Origin of the sequence: Xylanibacter ruminicola, from assembly GCF_900142525.1 — a bacterium.
GTDB classification, from domain to species: domain Bacteria; phylum Bacteroidota; class Bacteroidia; order Bacteroidales; family Bacteroidaceae; genus Prevotella; species Prevotella ruminicola_A.
Window position 1 is genome coordinate 140,866 of record NZ_FRBD01000005.1, and the last position, 22,472, is coordinate 163,337.

21 protein-coding genes are annotated in these 22,472 nt (G+C 43.3%); 13 read left to right on the plus strand and 8 right to left on the minus strand.

Going from position 1 to position 22,472, the window contains the following annotated elements:
- Positions 1-6: 6 nt before the first annotated feature.
- The 4 genes from BUB86_RS04775 to BUB86_RS04790 form a co-directional block, all read right to left on the minus strand.
- On the minus strand, positions 7-936 hold the full coding sequence (locus BUB86_RS04775; RefSeq protein ID WP_073206285.1) for a glycosyltransferase family 2 protein: 930 nt from the start codon (positions 934-936) through the stop codon (positions 7-9).
- A gap of 12 nt (positions 937-948) precedes the next feature.
- Positions 949-1,998 carry an acyltransferase family protein gene (locus tag BUB86_RS04780; RefSeq protein ID WP_073206289.1) on the minus strand — a complete coding sequence of 350 codons (1,050 nt, stop codon included), beginning with the start codon at positions 1,996-1,998 and terminating at the stop codon, positions 949-951.
- Between the two features lie 186 nt (positions 1,999-2,184).
- Positions 2,185-3,339 carry an acyltransferase family protein gene (locus tag BUB86_RS18275; RefSeq protein ID WP_073206294.1) on the minus strand — a complete coding sequence of 385 codons (1,155 nt, stop codon included), beginning with the start codon at positions 3,337-3,339 and terminating at the stop codon, positions 2,185-2,187.
- A 15-nt stretch (positions 3,340-3,354) separates the two neighbouring features.
- Positions 3,355-4,374: an acyltransferase family protein gene (locus BUB86_RS04790; RefSeq protein ID WP_073206297.1), complete on the minus strand. Its 1,020-nt coding sequence runs from the start codon at positions 4,372-4,374 to the stop codon at positions 3,355-3,357.
- Positions 4,375-4,435: 61 nt separating this feature from the next.
- Between BUB86_RS04790 and BUB86_RS04795 the strand changes: the two genes are divergently transcribed.
- Positions 4,436-5,491, plus strand: coding sequence for an acyltransferase family protein (locus BUB86_RS04795; RefSeq protein ID WP_175549411.1), 1,056 nt, complete (start codon positions 4,436-4,438; stop codon positions 5,489-5,491).
- On the opposite strand, the gene BUB86_RS04800 is transcribed toward BUB86_RS04795, so the two are convergent.
- From BUB86_RS04800 to BUB86_RS04810, 3 genes are read right to left on the minus strand one after another with little or no spacing between them, the layout of a single operon-like run.
- Positions 5,433-6,347, minus strand: a complete 915-nt coding sequence (locus BUB86_RS04800) for a nucleotidyltransferase family protein (protein WP_175549412.1) — start codon at positions 6,345-6,347, stop codon at positions 5,433-5,435. The two genes, BUB86_RS04795 and BUB86_RS04800, sit on opposite strands and share 59 nt — an antisense overlap.
- A gap of 2 nt (positions 6,348-6,349) precedes the next feature.
- Complete coding sequence (locus BUB86_RS04805) at positions 6,350-7,093, minus strand: ABC transporter permease (RefSeq protein ID WP_073206305.1); 744 nt, start codon at positions 7,091-7,093, stop codon at positions 6,350-6,352.
- On the minus strand, positions 7,090-7,692 hold the full coding sequence (locus BUB86_RS04810; protein ID WP_073206308.1) for an ATP-binding cassette domain-containing protein: 603 nt from the start codon (positions 7,690-7,692) through the stop codon (positions 7,090-7,092). Before BUB86_RS04810 ends, BUB86_RS04805 begins: the two co-directional genes overlap by 4 nt.
- An 84-nt stretch (positions 7,693-7,776) precedes the next feature.
- Between BUB86_RS04810 and BUB86_RS04815 the strand changes: the two genes are divergently transcribed.
- From BUB86_RS04815 to BUB86_RS04830, 4 genes are read left to right on the plus strand one after another with little or no spacing between them, the layout of a single operon-like run.
- Positions 7,777-8,796, plus strand: coding sequence for an agmatine deiminase family protein (locus BUB86_RS04815; RefSeq protein ID WP_073206310.1), 1,020 nt, complete (start codon positions 7,777-7,779; stop codon positions 8,794-8,796).
- A complete protein-coding gene (locus tag BUB86_RS04820) occupies positions 8,793-9,677 on the plus strand; it encodes a carbon-nitrogen hydrolase (RefSeq protein WP_073206314.1) in 885 nt (294 codons plus the stop codon). The genes BUB86_RS04815 and BUB86_RS04820 overlap by 4 nt, the downstream gene beginning before the upstream one ends.
- Positions 9,678-9,693: 16 nt before the next feature.
- Positions 9,694-11,886 (plus strand): glutamine synthetase III, encoded by a 2,193-nt coding sequence (locus BUB86_RS04825; protein ID WP_073206316.1) that lies wholly within the window; start codon positions 9,694-9,696, stop codon positions 11,884-11,886.
- A 10-nt stretch (positions 11,887-11,896) separates the two neighbouring features.
- Positions 11,897-13,885 (plus strand): protein-disulfide reductase DsbD family protein, encoded by a 1,989-nt coding sequence (locus BUB86_RS04830; protein WP_073206320.1) that lies wholly within the window; start codon positions 11,897-11,899, stop codon positions 13,883-13,885.
- Between the two features lie 53 nt (positions 13,886-13,938).
- On the opposite strand, the gene BUB86_RS04835 is transcribed toward BUB86_RS04830, so the two are convergent.
- The gene (locus BUB86_RS04835) at positions 13,939-16,668 is read right to left on the minus strand and encodes a valine--tRNA ligase (protein ID WP_073206323.1); all 2,730 of its coding nucleotides are present in this window, start codon (positions 16,666-16,668) and stop codon (positions 13,939-13,941) included.
- 110 nt (positions 16,669-16,778) lie between these two features.
- Between BUB86_RS04835 and mazG the strand changes: the two genes are divergently transcribed.
- The 8 genes from mazG to BUB86_RS04875 all read left to right on the plus strand — a co-directional run bounded on the left by mazG (position 16,779) and on the right by BUB86_RS04875 (position 22,427).
- Positions 16,779-17,633: a nucleoside triphosphate pyrophosphohydrolase gene (mazG, locus tag BUB86_RS04840; RefSeq protein WP_073206325.1), complete on the plus strand. Its 855-nt coding sequence runs from the start codon at positions 16,779-16,781 to the stop codon at positions 17,631-17,633.
- Between the two features lie 34 nt (positions 17,634-17,667).
- Positions 17,668-18,351: a lipocalin family protein gene (locus BUB86_RS04845; RefSeq protein ID WP_081373102.1), complete on the plus strand. Its 684-nt coding sequence runs from the start codon at positions 17,668-17,670 to the stop codon at positions 18,349-18,351.
- Positions 18,352-18,357: 6 nt separating this feature from the next.
- On the plus strand, positions 18,358-19,272 hold the full coding sequence (locus tag BUB86_RS04850) for a ribonuclease Z (protein ID WP_073206332.1): 915 nt from the start codon (positions 18,358-18,360) through the stop codon (positions 19,270-19,272).
- Positions 19,273-19,358: 86 nt separating this feature from the next.
- Complete coding sequence (locus BUB86_RS04855) at positions 19,359-19,667, plus strand: T9SS type A sorting domain-containing protein (protein WP_139261415.1); 309 nt, start codon at positions 19,359-19,361, stop codon at positions 19,665-19,667.
- Positions 19,616-21,106: a L,D-transpeptidase family protein gene (locus tag BUB86_RS04860; protein ID WP_139261417.1), complete on the plus strand. Its 1,491-nt coding sequence runs from the start codon at positions 19,616-19,618 to the stop codon at positions 21,104-21,106. Before BUB86_RS04855 ends, BUB86_RS04860 begins: the two co-directional genes overlap by 52 nt.
- The gene (locus tag BUB86_RS04865; protein ID WP_073206340.1) at positions 21,076-21,573 is read left to right on the plus strand and encodes an RNA polymerase sigma factor; all 498 of its coding nucleotides are present in this window, start codon (positions 21,076-21,078) and stop codon (positions 21,571-21,573) included. The genes BUB86_RS04860 and BUB86_RS04865 overlap by 31 nt, the downstream gene beginning before the upstream one ends.
- A 43-nt stretch (positions 21,574-21,616) precedes the next feature.
- Complete coding sequence (locus tag BUB86_RS04870; RefSeq protein ID WP_175549413.1) at positions 21,617-21,973, plus strand: hypothetical protein; 357 nt, start codon at positions 21,617-21,619, stop codon at positions 21,971-21,973.
- Positions 21,974-21,983: 10 nt separating this feature from the next.
- Positions 21,984-22,427 carry a hypothetical protein gene (locus BUB86_RS04875; RefSeq protein ID WP_073206346.1) on the plus strand — a complete coding sequence of 148 codons (444 nt, stop codon included), beginning with the start codon at positions 21,984-21,986 and terminating at the stop codon, positions 22,425-22,427.
- Positions 22,428-22,472 lie beyond the last annotated feature (45 nt).

Below are 22,472 nucleotides of genomic sequence, written 5' to 3' on the forward strand. Positions count from 1 at the left end.
TTTTAGTTATCTCTTAATTATATTAATGCCGAATACTTTATGTATTTGGAATATAGTCCAGTCTATGGCATTTATCAATATATTAGCTCTCCAAGCGTTTGCTAGTTCCTTTTTGGTTTCTTTGTTGTAGAAAGAATGTTGTTTACCGTATTTTATAGTATATATATGCGATAATCTAGCGCGGAATTCTTCTTTAAATCCGATTAAATTTTGCTTGCGCAAATATTTATATATCTCTGCAGCTTCTGCTTCACCTCTGCCATCAATTGCTAATTTCGCAGTTGTGTTTGTTGTATGTTTCCGGAAAAGATTCATTGCTTTATTGATGTATGCAACATTTCCGAATCTTGATATCTCTATCCATGCTAGCCAATCTCCACTTCCATGGTATGTTGAGAATGACCAGTCGATTTTGGGTAATATGTCTTTTCGAAATACAGCAGAACTAGCATTTGATATATAATTGTGATGACACAGATAATGTTTAATAAAAAATAAACCATTGACGTGCAACTCTTTATTGAGACCTTCTTTGCCAATAATATCACCATTGGTATTTAAAAGATATGACTGGCAGAAAGCAATTACACATTTTGGATCTTTCTTGAATTCATGAACAAGTGTTTCTAATAATTCTGGAGTACATGCATCATCACTTTCTGCAATCCATATTAGTTCGCCCCGAGATAACTTAAATCCCTTTTTCCATTGTTTGAAAGTTGAACCGCTATTTTCTTCGTTAATGACTATTTGCGAAACGTGTTCGTTATCTCGATATTTTTGAATGATTTCTATACTATTATCTGATGACTTGTCGTCCAATATAATAATCTCGTAATTATTATATGTTTGACTTAAAATGCTATTGATTCTCTGATCAAGAAACTTAGCATGATTGTAATTTGGTATAATGACACTTACAAGAGGATTATTCATATATCAAAACAATTAAAAGTTTAAACTGTTTTTTCCTAACATAATAGGATATTTTTTCTTGAATAGGATAATAACTGGGTAGAAGATTATCACAATTGCAATAGAAATCAAAACAGCGACATACCATGGGTAGGTAATACCAGAAACATTTAATAGTTTTGAAAAGATTAAATTTGTAATGGTAATAACCGTTCCATGTAATCCCATGATGACAATTGTTCCAATAGAAATAGTCAGGATGAATTTTGTGTGGATATGGTCTAAAATCCTACATAGGCAGAAGAATCCCCAAATTGCAAAGATACAAATTGTCCAAAATAAGTATCCATAGGTTGATAGGCTGAAATTATTTCTATTGAAGTTGTAAAATAGTATACTGATAGTAAAGCATAGTATAAAAATAATCCCATCTGATTTGTGATAGGTTGTTGGTAAATATTCTCTTCTTTTGCATAAATAACCTATAAGATAAAATGGCATACATTTCGCAAATCCTATGGGCACTAAGTCTGTAGTGAATTTATAGAATTCATTATAAATATAAGATATAATACATATAACCGATACTATAAAGAGAATGTATTTGCCAAATTCATATTTATTGCAAAAGGATAAAATAATTTTCATTATTAAAAGAGCTACAAGAAACCACGTTACTCCATTAAGTGGTTTTGAGCAAAAAGTTGTCTGTTGAATAAATATAGTGCCAAGAATTGGTTTCACAAATTCTAACCACCCATCATTGGGGCTTTCTATGATATGTCTGAATACCCAAAAAGGGTATGTAATAATGTTATAAATAAAATATGGAATAATTAAAGTGTGAGTATACTTTTTAAATGTTTCTTTGTTAAAGTATTCCTTTTTGGTAAGATAGCCAGAAATGAAAAAGAATAGTGGCATGTGAAACATTACAATAAAATTAAGTAAAAAGCTGCCTCGTTCTTCAGGTGTATGACCGAATACAACAAAGGTAATGGCTATGGCCTTTGCCCAGTCTATCCAGTTTATTCTATTTGCTACGGCGTTTGGCTCCATCATTTTTATGTTTGTTATTTCCATGATGATTTCTTATTTGGGGCAAAATTACGAAAACAAAATGATTTTTCCAAATATTTACCAATTATTTTGTTCCCCCTGGTAAAATAGACCATTTTCTACTATATGATAATGGGTAATAACGATATCAATTATGAGTGTTTTGTTCGTCGTTATTGATAATATCCAGATAGGGATTTGGATAAATTGTTATGAGTTGGTGGTAATTTTCAAAATTCCAGATATCTTGTTCCATATTTTTATGAGGATGCTGTCAATAAATTTGGAAAATAAATTAATAAGGATGTCAATCCTGAGAACTCTAAATAGCTCCTTTCGGAGGTAGTCTATTGATATACAGATTGTGAAGATTATACAAGAAATACAAATGGCTGTAGGCGTTAATAAAAGACTGTCATATAATGCTCCCCAAGAATATATCTGATCCCATATAAGGGTACGTATCTTGTTATTATCATGAATAAGATATACCCCAAATGTTAAAGGAGCAATATCGTAAAATATATTTAAGTTTCTTTTCCCGTTAAGATTGCTTCTTTTGATAATTATGAATAGAATTACAGATAAGAAATATGGGAATGTGTTATATTCGTAAGTAGTATTATGCAATATATCGCTGTTATAAAGATGTTTGTACACTAAAACAAAGATTGTATATGCCCATATTAAAAATAACAAAATACAAAATGTTTTAGTACTGATTGTCCATTTATTTGATGTTCCATAGATATGCAGATATCCGCCTGTATAAAATAGCATAACGAACCATAAAATGGAATATCCAGATATATATCGCCCATCGCAAAAAGGGTTTCTTATGGTCAAAAAGAGCACGATAACTAAAATAATAATCATAATAAGATGGTGGATTGTCTTGGTTAATCGTAATAAATAAAAAGAAATAATTGGGGCAATAATTATTAATCGAAGATATTGTCTCACAAACCAATAGGTATTGTTGCATATTGGCATGATGTCTGTCCAAATATTTGATATTAAGTTGGTCTCTGAATTTGTTGCGTATAAGACTAAATCTATGGTAACGCTATAGAATACTGTTTGGAACCATATTCTTACAAATCTGATAGTCTTGAAACTCTTATTAATAAGGAAAAAACCTGTTACAAGTACAAATAGATTAACGCATACACTACATATCACAATTATAAGTTGAGAAATACCAAAATTAAGTGTACTAACACTCCCTGGTTGAATCTCTGTATGGTCAATTTTTAAGCCATGAACATAAAAATGCCATACTACAACCATAAACATTGATAAGACTTTAAGAATTTCAATATTGAGATTCTTTTTGCTTGGGGGAGTATTATCTGTTCTTTTCATCTGTTGTGTATTCAATTATACCGAAGTGGAAGGAATTATACGAGCGTCTTTGCCAAAAAGAATAAGCCACTTTCTCCTGTATATAATAATTGGTAATAGCATAATTTCTATAATGAGTGCTATTATGAGACATTCGCACCAGTTATAAATGATGTTTGAACGATGGAGGATATGTTCTATTCCAAAATCTATGACGCCAATCATCATTCTGTGGAGGCCGAAGATGAGAAGAGTGCCGATGGATATGAGGGTAATCAGTTTACTCTTAATGTTGTTTAGTGAACGGCTAAGGTGGATGAAAGCATATACGGAAACGAGATTAACCACATAATATAGTGTAATGTGGAGGATGAAGCGCTCTTCATTGATATGCCAGTAGAATAGGATGAGGCTTAACAGTAGGGTGGTGGAGCCTATTGCTAAATCCTTTTTGAAATTTAGTGATTGGAGATAGTGCCATTGTTGGAATAAGTTGCCTAAGAAGAAGAAACAAAGGCAACGGATAAATCCATGATAGGTTATGTATGGAGCGTAATGATAATATTTGTTGGCTCCGTATAGTATCATCGTGATGATTGAAAGTATAAGCATTATTGACTTGCCATGCTTGTGCTTGTTAAGTACGTCTGTTAGGATATGCATCAGGAATAGGGCTATCAAGAACCATGTTACACCATTTAGCTCGCACGAGATGCTGCTATTGAGTTGGCCCAATAGTGTGCCTGTTATAGGCTTGATGGCGTCTGTCCATGTTAATTCACCATGTTCTATGTAGAATTTTACCATCCAATAGGGATAGTAAATGGCGTTATATATAATATAAGGTATAAGGAGCGAATAGCTGTATTTCTTTGCAGACTCTTTTATCGAAAGATTCTTTTTCTTCAGATAGCCGGAAATGAAGAAGAATGTAGAAAGAATTACTGATGCCAGATATTGTAAATAGAAGGTGTCTTCCTGCTGAGGCAGGTGGCAGAATACTACCACTGTCATGCAGAAAGCTTTTGCCCAATCTATCCAGTTAATACGGTTCATGTTGCAAAATTACGAAAAAAAATCTATATTGTGGATTCTTTTTCGTAATTTTGCACAAGATATGGCAAGACATAGGATAGAATACATCGATGCGATGCGAGGATTTACTATGATTCTCGTTGTTTTTGCGCATATCTGTCATTTCTGTTTGGGAGATTCACGGATGGGATATAATGCTGTGTTTATTCTCTTCCGATTGCCTTGTTTCTTTATGATTAGCGGTTGGCTGTTCGAGTCCGTTGCTCAACGCCCGTTTTTAGAGGTTGCAAAGCATAAGGCCATGGTTCAGCTTTTGCCAACCTTTATCTTCCTGCTGTTATTGGCGCCTCCGCCGTTTTTCTTTCATCAGTTGGGAACCTTGAAAGGTGGCTATTGGTTTACCTTCGCGTTGTTTGAGTACTTTATACTCTATATGCTTATTGTCAGGATTAGTAAGAAATGGTCTTGGCTCTTTGCAATAGCAATAACTCTTGCCGCTTTCGTATATGCCAGATATTACGACAGTATCCGTTCGGCTTCCGAAGGATACCAGTTGTGGCTTATCGACCTTGGAGGTTTCCTGAGTGTAACTACATGGCGCCTTTTTATTTTCTTTTATTTGGGTGCGTGGATAAAGAGAAACTTCGAAGTCTTTCTTCGATGGACAAGTAAGCCTGTTGTAATTGCATTTGTTGTGATTTTGTTTTTCCTGATAGCATCAACGTCACATAAGGATAACCTGGTGTTCGAGATGTTCCGTTTCTATGGTGGAGGTATCACAGGAATGATAATGGTGTTTACCTTCTTCCGTCTTTCTGCCTCATGGCTAAAACGTCTGCATATCTCAGAACCATTACAATATGTGGGTACACGAACGTTAGATGTCTATCTGTTGCATTACTTTTTCCTGCCACGATTCCTTATGCCTTATGCAGGACAGGTAAAGGCATATGATAGTCAGTTCATGGAGTTCTTAGTGATACTTGCTATATCACTTATCGTATTGGTAGTTAGCCTGGGTGTAAGCTATATCATTCGTCTTAGTCCTTTCTTGGCGCATTATCTGTTTGGCGTTAAGACTACATCAACTCATGCCAAGTGTAGTGCCACAGATGATGCCACCAGTTGTGGAAAGTAAATCCATCGCCCAAAATCTGTCCCAGTTGGTATTGTCCTTCTTCCTCAAGAGGTTCAAATGGCATGAACTTTGGATCAAGATTAAACACCTCTTTCAGTAGCCACATAATGCCGCGGGTAAATCGGGTTAATCCTAGATCCCTGATAACTTCTTCTAATGTGTTCTGTGGAAACTTGAAAACAGTGCTGTTGCCTTGTGCAAAGCGGATAACAAAGAACAAGTCCATCAGATTGCGCATCAATAGTCGTTTTTCGAGAAACAGATTGTGCAAGTGAACCAACTGGATTAATATGGTTGCCGAATGTGAAGGAACCACTAGCTCACCAGCCTTACGGAACATCAGGTCGTTGTTCTGCAACAGCCATTTCTCAAATCTGTGGTTACGCTTACTCGATTTGCCGGCACGCAATTCGGGGAAGATGCGCACATTCATATCGGCCCATTGGTTCAGGTCAATCTGATTTTTATAACCGAAAACATATACGTCGATGCCTTTGGTATAACGTAGTGACTGGAGTTCGCGGTTGTAGAATCTGGTTAGCCCTGGTCCGGTCATCACCGATGAGCGCAGATGATGTTTTTGCAATTCTTCTTGTAGTGTAATGAGGCGTCGGGTACCACCGCGATTCTGCTCTTTAATCTCTTCCGCCTCAGACATCCAGTCGAGCGAGAGTTCCTGAGGAGCCACAAGTCCGTATTCAAATAGTTTTATAACGCCATGATGACATATACCTATCACGGCCTGACTTTTAGCCAGTTCATAAAATTTACGCCACTCGTTGGGCTCAGGAAAACGGCTCACGCAATCCAACTGCCCCACTGAAACCTGCATTAACTCGAAAAATAGCTTTCTCATATCTAACGACATATCATTTTTTTAGCTAAAACCAATGTGATACCGAGTGATAACACCGATGATGCCACACATCCTATGATTGTATATAACATAACGGCAAAAGCATTGATAGGTGTGAATCCGCCTATCAGCATACCGCAGAATAGTAGCGGTAGTGTGGCAAGTGCCATTGCCGAAAGGTTGGCGATGGTAGGCGAGAGTATAGCCAAAAGGCTTGTACGTATGAATGGTGTCAGGGCTTTCCATGGCGAAGCACCATTGCCCAACAGAAAATCGTATTGGGCGCGATTACGCTGGAACATCGTTACAAAATTACTGAGTCCGCGTACCAACATAGCTGACGAATGTCCCAATAGCACTGCCATCACAGGAATAAACCATCTGGCAGTGATAGCCGCGATAGGTAGTACAGCCACTAATAGCCATAATCCTACAACGATTGTTCCGCCAAACAAACCTGCACACGCTGGTAGCAGATAATCTTTAATCGCTAATCGGCATTTGTTGACCACAAACAGTCCGCCCCATATTGCCATAGCTATAAACCATATGATGATGATCCATGTATTGTTGATCTTATAAACGCCCCATACTATCAGCGAGAATACTAATAGTTGGATGATGCCCCGTATCAAGGCGGTAGCAAATGGTCGGATGGTGGGACGATCCAACACATATAGTGCTCCAAAGGGGATTATCAGCAATAATAGTGCTAAAATGGTATGTAGAATCAACGATGTTGTCATAACTTGAACTTGTTTAAATCAATAACTCTATTGGCGTATGCCACAAATTGAGGATTTCTGCTGGCTATCAGCACACACTTGCCTTGTGCTGCCTGTTGTTGTATCAGCTGTAGCGTCTCCATTGCTAACTCTGGCGATAGATGCAATGCAGGCTCGTCTGCTATTAGAATAGGTTTGTCTTCTGCTTCTTGAATAATTTGATGGGTCAACTTATATATCTCCTCTGGCAACAAAGGCTTGATTTCATCTGTCTTTTCTGCAGATGGAAGTACCGTATTCCATACGCCATATTCATCGGGATTGGCCTCAGTCGCTTCTGCAGGATATAGCTGATTGCGCAACATATCGATATTCTGTGGCAAATAGCACATAAATTGTCTGAAAGCTGGTGCAGATTTAACCGTCAGCAACTCGCCATCAACAGTCACAAAGCCTTTGTCTACAGGTAGAAACCCCATCAACGTACGGAGGAAAGCCGTCTTGCCCGAACCTTCTGGTCCGGTGATGCATGTGATCTCTCCATCTGGGGCAATTAAGGAAAGATCCTGTATCAGAATCTGCCCCGAAACGGATATTGTAGCGTCTTTAACCTCTAACATGGCATTTTGTTTGTGCAAAAATACAAAAAAAACTTATCACACAATCAGTAATTACCTATTTTTTTGTAACTTTGCGCCAAAATTATGAGCATAGAAACGAAAAACGAAACTAAAAAGTGGCGACTACCCGCTGAATGGGAGAGTCAATCTATGGTACAACTGACTTGGCCGCACGCCAAGACAGATTGGGCTCCGATGCTCGAGGAAATCACAGAGACATATAATGAAATGGCATCGGCCATCTCTAGTCGCGAAGATTTATTAATCGTCGCTCCCGAAGGCGTCCAGCCAATGTTCAATGTTCAATGTTCAATGTTCAATACAAATGACACTTGGGCGCGCGATCATGGCTTTATCACTTTGGTTGATGATGAAGGGCATGCCCGACTGTTAGATTTCTGCTTTAATGGTTGGGGCGAGAAGTTCGAGGCTGCGCTTGATAATGCCATCAATCGTCGAATCTATGATGAAGGCAAGGTGAAGGGAGAATATGTGGATTGTCTGGATTTCGTACTCGAAGGAGGCTCGATCGAGAGTGATGGTGAGGGTACAATCTTCACCACTTCGTGTTGCTTGTTGGCTCCTCATAGAAATCAGCCCATGACGAAGTCTCAGATAGAGAATCGACTCAAGCGTGATCTTTGTGCAGAGCGTGTACTTTGGATAGACTATGGGCATTTAACAGGCGACGATACCGACGGGCATATTGATACCTTGGTTCGCATTGCTCCCAATCACACCTTATTATATATAGGGTGCGATGATGAGGCTGATGAACAATATGAGGATCTGAAGAAGATGGAAGAACAACTGAAGTCTTTCTGTACTATGGAGGGAGAACCATATCAATTGGTTAAACTGCCATCACCTCGTGCCATTTATGACGAGGATGGCGAGCGACTGCCCGCTACCTATGCCAATTTCCTGATTATCAATGGTGCTGTACTGGTGCCTACCTATAACCAACCTGATTTGGATACTGAGGCTATGAAACTGATAGGCGAGGTGTTCCCTGATAGAGAAATCGTTGGTATAGATTGTAATAGTGTAATTAAGCAGCATGGCTCTCTTCATTGCTGCACAATGCAATATCCTAAATTATGAGAGAAATAAGAGTTGGATTCCTGCAGCAGCATAATACTGCAGATACAAAGGATAACATCCTGAGATTGGGTGAGGGTATCACAGATTTGGCTAAACGTGGTGCACAACTCATTGTACTCCAGGAGTTGCACAATACCCTTTACTTCTGTCAGACAGAAGATGTGGATTTGTTCGACCTGGCCGAGCCAATACCAGGGCCGTCAACTACATTCTATTGTGAGCTGGCTAAGAAGTTGAGCGTGGTGATTGTGGCTTCACTTTTTGAGAAGCGTGCTGCTGGTCTGTATCATAATACGGCAGTGGTTATCGAAAGCAATGGCGAGATTGTTGGTAAGTATCGTAAGATGCATATCCCCGATGACCCTGCATACTACGAGAAGTTCTATTTCACGCCAGGTGATATGGGATTCCATCCTATACAGACATCATTAGGAAAGTTGGGCGTACTGGTTTGCTGGGATCAGTGGTATCCGGAGGCTGCCCGACTGATGGCGATGCAGGGAGCCGAGATGCTGATCTATCCTACAGCCATCGGCTATGCCGACAGCGATACGCCCGAGGAACAGCAGCGCCAGCGTATGGCTTGGCAGACAGTGATGCGTGGTCATGCTGTTGCTAACGGCCTGCCTGTTATTGCAGTCAACCGTGTTGGCTTCGAGCCCGATCCTTCTGGCCAGACAGCTGGCATTCAGTTCTGGGGAACATCGTTCGTGGCAGGCCCTCAGGGTGAGATTGTCTACGAAGCCTCCACTGATGAAGAGGAGAGTATCATCGTTGAGATGGATATGGATCGCTCAGAACAGGTGCGTCGTTGGTGGCCATTCCTCCGCGATCGTCGCATCGATGCCTATGGCGACATCACCAAAAGATTTATAGATTAAATAGCTAAATATAACAATGTCAAATCAACTCAGATTCCAAGTTGTAGAGGAGGCCTTTAAGAAAAAGGCTGTTGAGGTGAAGGCTCCATCAGAGCGTCCCTCAGAGTATTTCGGCAAATACGTGTTTACGCGCGAAAAGATGTATAAGTATCTGCCAATCGCAGTTTATAACAAACTCATCGATGTCATAGATAATGGTGCCCGTTTGGACCGTTCGATTGCCGATGCTGTAGCTGAAGGTATGAAGAAATGGGCCCAGGAGATGGGTGTTACTCACTATACACACTGGTTCCAGCCACTCACCGAGGGTACTGCCGAGAAGCATGATGCCTTTGTGGAGCATGATGGTAAGGGTGGAATGGTAGAGAACTTCAGCGGCAAGCTGTTGGTACAGCAGGAGCCTGATGCTTCCAGCTTCCCTAATGGTGGTATCCGTAATACCTTCGAGGCGCGTGGCTACTCTGCATGGGATCCTACATCGCCTGTATTCATCATCGACGATACACTTTGTATCCCTACTATTTTTATTGCTTATACTGGTGAGGCACTCGACTATAAGGCTCCTCTGTTGCGCTCACTCCACGCTGTGGATAAGGCAGCAACAGATGTTTGTAAGTACTTCTACGATAATGTCAAGAAGGTACAGGTTAATCTTGGTTGGGAGCAGGAGTATTTCCTCGTTGATGAGGGTTTGTATTCAGCCCGTCCTGACTTGGTAATGACAGGTCGTACGCTGATGGGCCATGAGAGTGCCAAGAACCAGCAGATGGACGACCACTATTTTGGTACCATCCCAGATCGTGTTCAGGCCTTTATGAAGGATCTTGAGATTCAGTCGCTTGAGTTGGCTATTCCTGTGAAGACCCGTCATAATGAGGTGGCACCTAACCAGTTCGAGTTGGCTCCTATCTTCGAGGAGTGTAATCTGGCAGTCGACCATAATATGTTGCTCATGTCGCTGATGAAGCGTGTGGCTCGTAATCATGGTTTCCGCGTACTGCTCCACGAAAAGCCTTTCGATGGTATCAACGGTAGTGGTAAGCACAATAACTGGAGTATGACGGCTGACAATGGCACACTGCTCCATGCACCTGGTAAGACTCCTGAGGAGAATCTGCGATTTGTGACCTTTATTGTTGAGACACTGATGGGCGTTTATAAGCACAACGGACTGCTCAAGGCCTCCATCATGAGTGCAACTAACGCTCATCGCCTGGGTGGTAACGAGGCCCCTCCAGCTATCATCAGCTCGTTCCTCGGAAAACAGTTGACTGAGATTCTGGATCATATCGAACTATCAGATAAGGACGATCTGTTCACCATCAAGGGTAAGCAGGGTATGAAGATTGATATCCCACAGATCCCTGATCTGATTATCGATAATACCGATCGTAACCGTACGTCTCCATTCGCTTTCACTGGTAACCGCTTTGAGTTCCGTGCACCTGGTTCGTCAGCCAACTGTGCTTCTGCCATGATTGCTCTCAACTCTGCTGTTGCTGAGGCTCTGCAGAACTTCAAAGAGCGTGTTGACGAGCGTATCAATAAGGGCGAGAGCAAACTTTCGGCCATTGTCGATGTGCTGCGCGAGGATATCAAGACCTGTAAGCCTATTCGTTTCGATGGCAATGGTTATAGCGACGAGTGGGTGGCTGAGGCTGCTAAGCGTGGATTGGATGTCGAGAAGTCTTGTCCGAAGATCTTTGAGCACTATCTCGATGCTGCCAGCGTAAAAATGTTCGAATCGACTAAGGTGATGAACCGCAAGGAACTTGAGGCTCGTAACGAGGTGAAGTGGGAGACTTACGTCAAGACCGTTCAGATTGAGGCGCGTGTTATGGGCGACATGTCTATGAACCACATCATTCCTGTAAGCACGCATTATCAGAGTCAACTCATTAAGAACGTTCAGGGCATGAAGGATGTGTTCGATAAGGATGAGGCTACTAAACTTTCTGCTCGTAACATGAAACTGATTAAGGAGATTGCTGAACGTACTCAGCGTATTGAGCAGTTGGTTGAGGAATTGACTGAGGCTCGTCGTGTGGCTAATCGTATCTACAATATTCATGAGCGTGCCATGAGCTATCATGACACCGTTTGTCCAAAGATGGATGCCATCCGTTATGAGATTGACCATCTGGAGATGATTGTTGAAGACGGATTATGGTCGCTGCCTAAGTATCGTGAGTTGCTCTTTATAAGATAAATAGGTATATATGAAGAAACTCTTTGCGATACTTCTGTTTGTTCTTGCCACGGTGGGTGTCAAGGCCCAGATGATGGACCCTGTTCACTTCACTTCTCAGTTGAAAGATCTGAAGAATGGTGAGGCCGAACTGATCTTCAAGGCAACTATCGATGCAGGTTGGCATGTATATTCTACAGGCTTGGGCAATGATGGTCCTATCTCTGCCTCATTCCATCAAGTTAAGATGGATGGTGCAGAAACTGTGGGTAAGTTACAGGCTCGTGGTAAGGAGATTAAGCAGTTTGATAAACTCTTCGAGATGGAGGTACGCTACTTTGAACAGGCTGTTACCTTCGTACAGAAGATTAAGTTTACCAAACCCAAGTACAATATCGATTGCTATGTAGAATATGGTGCCTGCAATGACCAGGCCTGTCTCCCTCCCTCCGAGGCGCAGTTGAAAGCAACCGGAAATGCAAGTCTGTCTCAGGCTGAGTCTCAGCCTGAGCAGCAGCAGACATCTGCTGCTGATACTGCTAGTACTACTAGCATGGCTCGTCAGGCTAGCGGTGCTAGCCCAGCAGACACCATCGCCACCACCGACCTTTGGGTTCCAGTTATCTCTGAACTCCAGGCGTTTAATGGCGATGCCGCCCCCACTGAGAGTATGGCTTGGTGGCTGATATTTATCGAGGGCTTGTTGGGCGGCTTTGTTGCCCTGTTCACACCTTGTGTATGGCCCATCATTCCTATGACGGTTTCCTTCTTCTTGAAGCGAAACAAAGATAGAGCTAAAGCCATCCGCGAGGCTACCACCTATGGATTGAGCATCGTGGTGATCTATGTATTGCTTGGTCTGGCAGTCACATTGCTCTTTGGTGCCAGTGCATTGAATGCCTTAGCCACAAATGCGGTGTTTAACATCTTCTTCTGTCTGCTGTTGGTGGTATTTGCAGCCTCGTTCCTAGGTGCATTCGAAATAACCCTGCCGTCATCGTGGTCTACAAAGATTGACGAAAAGTCTGAGAGCACCACAGGTCTGTTGAGCATCTTCCTGATGGCATTCACATTAGCTTTGGTGTCATTCTCATGCACTGGTCCTATCATTGGATTCCTATTGGTGGCAGTGTCTACTCAGGGCAGTATCGTGGCACCTACCATAGGTATGTTGGGCTTTGCCATCGCTCTGGCCATACCGTTCACGCTCTTTGCCATGTTCCCATCGTTGCTGAAGTCCGCTCCTAAATCAGGTGGTTGGATGAATGTCATCAAGGTAACACTGGGCTTTATCGAATTGGCTTTTGCGCTGAAGTTCCTGAGTGTAGCTGATCTGGCTTATGGTTGGCATATCCTTGATCGCGAGGTGTTCCTCTCGTTGTGGATCATCATCTTTGGCTTGCTGGGTGCTTACCTTCTTGGATGGGTGAAGTTCCCACACGACGATGATGACCGTCGTACCAATGTGCCTCGATTCTTCTTGGCTATGGCATCATTAGCTTTTGCCGTTTATATGATTCCTGGTTTGTGGGGTGCTCCATTGAAGGCGATTTCTGCATTCGCACCACCTATGAACACACAGGACTTTAACTTGCAAAAGACGGTGACAGAAGCCAAATATAAGGATTTTGAACAGGGTATGGCTGCAGCCAAGGCTGAACACAAACCTGTTATCATCGACTTTACAGGCTTTGGTTGTGTCAACTGTCGTAAGATGGAGGCTGCTGTATGGAGCGATCCTCAGGTAGCTGATATTCTGAATAACAAGTATATTCTGATCTCATTGTATGTTGACGATAAGACGCCACTTGCTGAACCTATCGAAGTGGTGGAGAATGGTCAGAACCGCACGCTGCGTACTGTTGGTGATAAGTGGAGCTATCTGCAACGAGTAAAGTTTGGTGCTAACGCCCAACCATTCTACGTGATATTAAATGAAGAAGGCCACCCGCTAGCGGGCAGCCGTTCATATGATGAGGATATCCAAGCTTATATTGAATTCTTGAATAAAGGACTTTAACCCTTGTTTCCCCTCCTCCCAAGAGGAGGGGAATACAAGGGATCTGATCAAACTTACTTGTTTTTCAGCGCGTTAATGCTTTCTTTTAATGCAGCAATCTTCTCTTCTGAGTCACTCTGCTTCTTACGCTCCAGCGCAACTACTGCCTCAGGAGCATTATCTACAAAGCGCTCGTTGCTAAGCTTCTTCTTCACCCCTGCCAGAAAACCTTCAAGGTGCTGCAGTTGAGCCTCCATCTTAGCAATCTCGGCCTCCACATCAATCATGTCACCAACAGGTACTGCAAACTCATCTGTTCCAACCATGAAGGCTGAAGCGGTAGCATCCTTCTCGGCTACTACGTTGATACCCTTCAAGTTAGCCATCTTGATGGTTACTGCATCAAACTCAGCGTAGTCGTTCTTGCCAACAACCTGCAGGTCGAGCTGCTCTTTTGGAGCAATGTTCTTCTGGTTACGAACCATACGAACACCTGATACAATCTGCTTAACGTTTTCTATCTGAGCCGTCAACTCATCGTCGGCCTTAGTAGGAGCGGGGAGCTCCAGACTTACACGCATAATGCTCTCACCATCCTTACGGTCGTAGAGGTGCTGCCACAGCTCCTCAGTGATGAATGGCATGAATGGGTGCAACATCTTCAGCAGAATCTCGAAGAACTCAAGGGTCTTGTTGTATGTCTGTTGGTCGATAGGCTGAGGCTCACCATTGATATAGGCAGGCTTAACCATCTCGAGATACCAGCTTGAGAACTCATCCCAGAACAGTTTATATACTGCCATCAGAGCCTCGCTGATACGATACTTTTTGAAGAGGTCGTTCACCTCGGCGTTAGTCTGCTTCAGTTTGGCCTCAAACCACTCTGCTGCAATCTTATTGTTAGTCATGCTAGCCTCATTAATCGTGCTAGGATCACTAGCAACCTTCCAACCCTTAACCAGACGGAAGGCGTTCCAAATCTTATTGTTAAAGTTACGACCCTGCTCGCAGAGTGCCTCGTCGAAGAGGATGTCGTTACCTGCAGGAGCGCTGAGCATCATACCCATACGAACACCATCAGCACCAAATTTCTCGATCAGTTCGATGGGGTCAGGGCTATTACCAAGCGATTTAGACATCTTGCGTCCCAACTTGTCGCGAACGATACCAGTGAAGTAAACGTTCTTGAAAGGCATGTCGCCAATATACTCATAGCCAGCCATGATCATACGTGCTACCCAGAAGAAGATGATATCTGGACCTGTTACCAAGTCGCTGGTGGGATAATAGTATTTAATCTCCTCGTTGCCTGGCTTGTTGATACCGTCGAACAGTGAGATGGGCCACAGCCATGATGAGAACCATGTGTCGAGTGCATCCTCGTCCTGACGAAGGTCTGATGCCTGCAGATTGGCGTTGCCGCTCTTCTCACGAGCCAGCTCAAGGGCCTTCTCAGCAGTCTCAGCCACTACATAATCGTCTTGATCGTTGTAGTAGTAGGCAGGGATGCGATGACCCCACCAAAGCTGACGAGAGATACACCAGTCCTGTATGTTCTCCAACCAGTTCTTATAGGTGTTCTTGTATTTGGCAGGGTAGAATTTCAGCTCATCATTCATCACTGGTGGCAGAGCGATGTCAGCAAAGTGCTGCATCTTGAGGAACCACTGCAGTGAGAGACGTGGCTCGATAGCTGTGTCAGGGTTACGCTCAGAGTAACCTACCTTATTAATATAGTCCTCAATCTTCTCCATCAGACCGGCCTCCTGCAGATCCTTGCTGATTTGCTTACGGCAGTCCATGCGGTCCATACCTACATATATAGGACTCTGCTCGCTGATGGTTCCATCAGGATTAAAAATGTCGATAGTCTCAAGGTTGTGAGTCTTACCCAGCATGTAGTCGTTGGTATCGTGGGCAGGTGTTACCTTCAAACAACCTGTACCAAACTCGATGTCTACATAACGGTCCTCGATCACAGGAATCACACGGTTTACCAGAGGAACGATGACCTTGCGACCTTTCAACCACTGGTTCTTGGGGTCCTTGGGGTTGATACACATAGCGGTATCACCCATGATAGTCTCAGGACGGGTGGTAGCTACTACAGCATAGTAGCCCTTCTCATCCTTGTGGATGATATTTCCTTCTTCTATTAGTTTATCTAGATCTGCTAGTTCTACTAGTCCCTCCACATAGTACTTCAGATGGAATAAATGGCTCTGCTCCTCTTTATAGATAACCTCCTCAGTCGAAAGAGCTGTCAGTGCCTTAGGATCCCAGTTAACCATGCGAAGTCCGCGGTAGATGAGTCCTTTGTTATAGAGGTCAACGAAAACCTTGATTACGCTTTCGCTGCGAGTCTCGTCCATGGTGAATGCAGTGCGATCCCAATCACAGCTGGCTCCCAAACGGCGCAACTGCTTCAGGATGATGCCACCGTGCTCATTGGTCCAATCCCAAGCGTGCTCAAGGAACTGGTCGCGAGTCAGGTCGCGTTTCTTGATACCCTGTTCAGCTAGCTTCTTAACCACCTTTGCCTCAGTGGCAATTGAAGCATGGTCGGTTCCAGGTACCCAGCATGCGTTCTTACCCTCCATACGGGCTCTACGCACCAGAATATCCTGAATGGTGTTGTTTAGCATGTGTCCCATGTGGAGCACACCTGTTACATTGGGGGGCGGAATTACGATTGTGTAAGGTTCGCGTCCATCGGGTTTACTGGCAAAGAGTTTGTTGTCGAGCCAGTACTGATACCATTTCGATTCGACCTCTTTTGGGTCGTATTTACTTGCTAATTCCATATATTTGTTTGTTATTTCTATGCTCAAAAGCCTATTTTCTTAAAAAATCGCTGCAAAATTACTAAATTTCCATTAAAAATTAGTACTTTTGCACGGATAATTATTGTTTTATGCATACAAAAGAAGAAAAAATGCAGGCTTTCGGGCGGTTTCTTGACGTTTTAGATGCGTTAAGAGCAAATTGTCCATGGGACAAAAAGCAAACCAACGAGAGTCTTCGACCCAATACCATTGAAGAGACTTACGAGCTCTGCGATGCTTTGATTAAGAATGACATACCTGATATTTGTAAGGAGTTGGGCGATGTGCTGCTCCACATCTGTTTCTATGCCAAGATAGCTGAAGAGAAAGAACAGTTTGATATGGCTGATGTCTGCAATGCCCTCACTCGCAAGATGATAACCCGTCATCCGCATGTTTATCATCCCTCGCAGATAGATGCTGAAGATCCAAAGCCGCTACCCTTTGTTCCAAAGGAAGTGAATAGTGATGATTCATCAAAGGTTACTAGCGTAACCCAGATTTTGGAAAACTGGGAGCAGATCAAACTTAAGGAGAAAGATGGTAATGAATCTGTGCTTTCTGGAGTACCAGATGCGCTGCCATCACTCATCAAGGCTTATCGCATTCAGGATAAGGCTCGTAACGTAGGTTTCGATTGGGAAGACCGTCAGGATGTTTGGAAGAAAGTTCATGAAGAGTTGGCTGAACTGGAAGCAGAACTGAATCGCGAGGATAAGGAACGCTCCACCGAGGAGCTGGGCGATTTCCTTTTCAGTGTGATTAATGCTGCCCGCTTATACAAACTGAATCCTGATAATGCACTCGAAAAAACCAATCGTAAGTTTATCAATAGGTTTAACTACATCGAGGCGCATAGCATCAAGATGGGTAAACCTCTCAAGGATATGACTCTCGAAGAGATGGACCGTCTTTGGGAAGAAGCAAAGAAAATGAGAGAATGAAAAAATGAGAGAATGAGAAATTAAAAATGGCGATATGAAAAAACTGGTATTTTTGAGTATAGCATTAGCTACAGTGATGTTTTTGAGTTGTGGCGGTGGTGGTCATCATGCTGAGCGTGAGGAAGATACTGTTGATGTGAACGACCTGATTCGCGATCATACCATCTATGGGCTCTGTGGAAGTATTCCTTCGACCTCTTCTCTGAAGGTCGTAACGGATAATGGTGATACGCTGACACTTGATATTACACCAGCACAGAACGACCATAAGATGTTGGGTTCTGTTAGGCCTGGTGATCGCTTGGCCATCATGACCAATAAAAAACAAACCGAGGCTACGGAAGTCATCAATATTAATCTGCTGTTGGGCAACTGGGTGATGCCAGATCCGCTTGATGGCAGCGATGAGATAGGTATCCGCATCAAAGAGGGTGGTGTGGCTGAGTCAATAGAGATGACAAACATCACTTATCGTACATGGCGCATCTTTAACGGAAAACTGGAGATTACCTCTATACGTGAAGGTGGTGGCCAGTCGGAGGAAACTGACTATTATGATATCTTGAAACTCTCTGCTGATACATTGGTTTATAAAACCATTGGTAAGCCTCGGGACGAAGAGGAAACTTTGGAGTACTCTCGTTGGAGAGAGAAACCTGCTCCAGATCTTCATGGATTGAAGCTTGAAGAGCATCAGGATGAATATATGAAATTGTAATACACATTGGAACCGTTTAAAGTACATATATTAGGATGCGGAAGTGCCCTTCCAACACTGCGTCATTATGCTTCGTCGCAGGTGGTTGAGGTACGCGAAAAGGTACTGATGCTGGATTGCGCTGAGGGTACTCAGATGCAACTGCGTAAGGGTAGAGTACGCTTTACTAAACTGAGTCACGTGTTTATCACTCATCTACATGGCGATCACTGCTTTGGACTGATAGGTATGATTTCTACCTTTGGTCTCCTAGGTCGAACTGCGAAGCTGCATGTTCATGGACCAAAGGAACTTGGAGACGAACTCGACAGGCAGTTAAAATTCTATACACATGATCTGGGCTTCGAGGTGGCCTTTTATCCTGTTGATACCACTAAACGTGCTGTTGTTTTCGAAGATCGTAGCATCACGGTTGAGAGCATTCCTCTGATTCATCGCATGCCTTGTTGTGGCTATCTGATTAGCGAGAAACCCTCGCAGCCCCATATCCGTCCTGAAATGTTAGAGTGTTACGATATTCCAAGAAGTCAGGTGAATAATATCAAATGTGGGGCTGACTGGACAATGCCTGATGGTGAGGTAATTCCTAATTCAAGACTGGTAACGCCTGCTGCCCCTGCTCGTAGTTATGCCTATCTTTCAGATACCCGTTATATACCAGATCTTTGGAAAGAGGTGAAAGGGGTAAGCACGCTCTATCACGAAAGTACCTATGGTGATGACCATCTGCCACAAGCTGAGAAGTATTGCCATTCCACAGCCCGACAGGCTGCTATGGTGGCCCGCGATGCTGGGGTGGGTAAGTTGCTTTTGGGGCATTACAGTTCCAGATATGAAGACGAAACAATTCTGCTGAATCAAGCCAAAGAAGTGTTTGATAATAGCTTTTTGACCAACGAAATGGACGTTTTTGATGTATAAAAGCCTGGAAATTACACTTTTTTAGCTTAAAATTTTGTCAATTCGGAAGATTTAACTATCTTTGCCCCAACTATAAATAGTTGTATATGCGGAAGTTTTTACTCATATCAACCATATTATGCCTGATGGCTGCCCCTATAACAGCTACCAGTTTGTTCATCGACCCAGCCCCTTTGGCACAGGTTGATGATGCTACGATTACGATTGCCATCGAAGGCAGATCTGTTGTAGTAAGTGGTGCTCAGGGTAAGGATCTTCAGGTGATATCTCTCACAGGCAAGATTTTGGAAACCTATCATATTGAGTCTCCAAATCAGCGTGTGAATTTAAATCTTACTAAAGGGTGTTACATATTAAAGGTCGACAAGGTAGTACGCAAGGTTTCTATTCAGTAACCTTCATTCTGTTAGGTGTCTGTTGCTTGCTGATGGCCTGCCATGAGAAGGCTGCCCGCGAGTTGACAGAGGCTGACCGTTCTGCCTTTGGAGAGTATGTGAACCAGATGGATAGCACGCTGACGGGTGTGTGGTTCGATCGTATGGGGGTATTTCAGGATGCGGATTCTGTCTTCGCTATCCTGAGTCGTGAGGTGCCCCGTAACGGACTGGATACTGCCGCATTCTTGATCCCGCAGATAGCAAACGATTTTGAAATCGTACATAAGCTGGCCTTTGATTCAGTTGGTGTAAGCATTAATGAGCTGTTACCTCGACTGGATGCAAATCTTACGAAAGCTTATATCCGCTATGCTACTGGTCAACGATTCGGATTTATGCGTCCGCGAATCTTTAATCGCCTGGATCCTAAAGTTGGCAATCCTGAAACCTTTGCCCGTGTGTTTGATTACGAGGTGGCAGCACCTGATACAACAGAGGCTGCAAAGAAGGTTAAAGAGAGCGACAGAGTGTCTTATCTGATAGAGTCGGCTCCTAATACCTATATATATAAGGCACTCCTCAATGAGATGGATAAGACGACTGATGCAGAGCGACGTCATCAGATAGCAGTGAATATGGAGCGTTGTCGCTGGCAGATACCACACCCTAAGCCCAACCAGCGCCAGATACTTGTAAACATTCCTGCTCAGCATCTTTGGGCGCTTGGTGGCGATACAGTGCTTGATATGCGTATCTGCTGCGGAGCATTTCCCACTAAAACGCCATTGTTGAATAGCGAGATCAGTTATCTGCAGGTTAACCCTGAATGGATTATTCCTCATAATATCATTAAAACAGAGGTTTTGCATCATGCAGGCGATTCTGCCTATTTTGCCCGCAATCGCTATACTATTACGGATAAGAGTACGGGTGAGGTGGTGAATGTGGCTGATGCAAGTGCTGAAACGCTGCGATCAGGCAATCTGCGTATCAGTCAGAAGGGTGGAGTAGGCAACTCGTTAGGTAGAATCGTATTCCGATTCCCTAACAATTTCTCGATTTACCTGCATGATACCAATAACCGTGGTGCTTTCCAGCGCGATCGTCGTACATTGTCGCATGGTTGTGTTCGAGTGCAGAAGCCGTTCGAGTTGGCTTGCTATCTGCTGCCTGATGTTGATGAGTGGACACGCGAGAGCATTCGCATCTCGATGGATATACCACCTGTTACAGAACGTGGTCGCACATGGCTACGTCAGCACGCTGATGCTGAGCGCCCTTATCGCTTGATTTCGTATCATGGCGTTTCGCCCCATGTGCCTCTATACATTATTTATTATACAGCCTTCCCTAATCCAAAGACTGGTACCATCGAATTTTGGCCTGATGTCTATGGATTCGATAAGGTTATAAGTAAGGAACTCAAATGGATAAGCGCAGAGAGTTCGAATCGATAGTACGCGAGTATAGCGAGCAGCTTTATTGGCAGATACGTCGTATCGTGCTTACTCACGAAGATGCTAACGACGTGCTTCAGAATACTTTTCTGAAGGCATGGAATGCATACGATACCTTTAATCGCGATTCGAAGATGTCGACTTGGCTGACTCGAATTGCCATCAATGAGAGTCTCGACCAGTTGCGTCGCAACAAGCACTTGGCCTCAGCTGCTGCTGAAGATCTTTCTGTAGCCAAGGGACTGCTGGCTGATGATTATTTTGATGGCGATGCTACCGAGGCGATGCTTCAGGAGGCGATTGCATCGCTGCCAGATGTGCAGCGCACGGTTTTCACTCTGAGATACTTTGAAGAGATGAAGTACAGCGATATCAGCAAGATACTTAATACCTCTGAAGGAGCACTGAAAGCGAGCTATCATATAGCAGTAAAAAAAATAACTGAATATTTTAAGCAACGCGATTAAACTATTTGAATATCAATACGTCATATATACGATGAACGAAGAAATGTACATACAGGAAAAGGTTGGAAAGCGGAATCCGTTCCGTGTTCCAGAGGGTTATTTCGATAACCTTACTGCCCAGGTGATGCAGAATCTGCCTGAGCAGCCTAAACGTCGTGCTAAGTCTGTATTTATGCGCCCCGTTTTCTATGCGGCAGCTGGTGTGTGTGCTTTGTTGGTGGCAGGAGCTGCTTGGATGTGGCGCCCATCTGTAGATGTGTCGTCTGCTGCCCCCGTTCAGGCAAAGGTGGTGTCTCAGCCACAGCAGCAGGAGAATGCTGAGGGGTATTTCGACGAAGCTGCAGACTATATGATGCTCGACAATCACGAAATCTATGCCTACTTGGCTGAAAGTAATTAAAATGTGTTTAATGATGAAAAAACTACTTATTTCTGTTGTTATGATGTTGATGGTTGTTCTTGGTGCAAAGGCTGAGGAACAGCAGAAGTTCTCTCCTGAAAAATTCCAGGCTGCTTTGGAGCAGTATATCACTAACGAGGCAGGCTTTACTCCTGAGGAATCTGCAAAGTTCTTCCCGCTTTATCGTGAGATGCAGAAGAAACAGCGTGCTGTTTATCACGAGATGCGTGAACTCTTTAAGGCACCTTCTGACGAGGCTTCTAGCAAACGCGCTATCCAGCGTCGCGACCAGTTGGAGATGGAGCTGAAGAGCATCCAGCAGACTTATCACAACAAGTTCCTGAAGGTGGTATCAGCCACAAAAGTATATAAATCTATTATTGCAGAGGATCAGTTCCATCGCAAAGCCTTCCGTAACTGGGGCAAAGGTGGTCATCGTGGTTCCGCTAAATAAAGGGGCCTCCTACGGATTCCCCTCCTGAGCAGGAGGGGCTAGGGG

Bases quoted from the DNA above. Each gene is read 5' to 3' on its own strand.
- BUB86_RS04775 (WP_073206285.1), bottom strand. From the start codon at position 936: ATGAATAATCCTCTTGTAAGTGTCATTATACCAAATTACAATCATGCT.
- BUB86_RS04780 (WP_073206289.1), bottom strand. From the start codon at position 1,998: ATGGAAATAACAAACATAAAAATGATGGAGCCAAACGCCGTAGCAAAT.
- BUB86_RS18275 (WP_073206294.1), bottom strand. From the start codon at position 3,339: ATGAAAAGAACAGATAATACTCCCCCAAGCAAAAAGAATCTCAATATT.
- BUB86_RS04790 (WP_073206297.1), bottom strand. From the start codon at position 4,374: ATGAACCGTATTAACTGGATAGATTGGGCAAAAGCTTTCTGCATGACA.
- BUB86_RS04795 (WP_175549411.1), top strand. From the start codon at position 4,436: ATGGCAAGACATAGGATAGAATACATCGATGCGATGCGAGGATTTACT.
- BUB86_RS04800 (WP_175549412.1), bottom strand. From the start codon at position 6,347: ATGAGAAAGCTATTTTTCGAGTTAATGCAGGTTTCAGTGGGGCAGTTG.
- BUB86_RS04805 (WP_073206305.1), bottom strand. From the start codon at position 7,093: ATGACAACATCGTTGATTCTACATACCATTTTAGCACTATTATTGCTG.
- BUB86_RS04810 (WP_073206308.1), bottom strand. From the start codon at position 7,692: ATGTTAGAGGTTAAAGACGCTACAATATCCGTTTCGGGGCAGATTCTG.
- BUB86_RS04815 (WP_073206310.1), top strand. From the start codon at position 7,777: ATGAGCATAGAAACGAAAAACGAAACTAAAAAGTGGCGACTACCCGCT.
- BUB86_RS04820 (WP_073206314.1), top strand. From the start codon at position 8,793: ATGAGAGAAATAAGAGTTGGATTCCTGCAGCAGCATAATACTGCAGAT.
- BUB86_RS04825 (WP_073206316.1), top strand. From the start codon at position 9,694: ATGTCAAATCAACTCAGATTCCAAGTTGTAGAGGAGGCCTTTAAGAAA.
- BUB86_RS04830 (WP_073206320.1), top strand. From the start codon at position 11,897: ATGAAGAAACTCTTTGCGATACTTCTGTTTGTTCTTGCCACGGTGGGT.
- BUB86_RS04835 (WP_073206323.1), bottom strand. From the start codon at position 16,668: ATGGAATTAGCAAGTAAATACGACCCAAAAGAGGTCGAATCGAAATGG.
- mazG (WP_073206325.1), top strand. From the start codon at position 16,779: ATGCATACAAAAGAAGAAAAAATGCAGGCTTTCGGGCGGTTTCTTGAC.
- BUB86_RS04845 (WP_081373102.1), top strand. From the start codon at position 17,668: ATGAAAAAACTGGTATTTTTGAGTATAGCATTAGCTACAGTGATGTTT.
- BUB86_RS04855 (WP_139261415.1), top strand. From the start codon at position 19,359: ATGCGGAAGTTTTTACTCATATCAACCATATTATGCCTGATGGCTGCC.
- BUB86_RS04865 (WP_073206340.1), top strand. From the start codon at position 21,076: ATGGATAAGCGCAGAGAGTTCGAATCGATAGTACGCGAGTATAGCGAG.
- BUB86_RS04870 (WP_175549413.1), top strand. From the start codon at position 21,617: ATGTACATACAGGAAAAGGTTGGAAAGCGGAATCCGTTCCGTGTTCCA.
- BUB86_RS04875 (WP_073206346.1), top strand. From the start codon at position 21,984: ATGATGAAAAAACTACTTATTTCTGTTGTTATGATGTTGATGGTTGTT.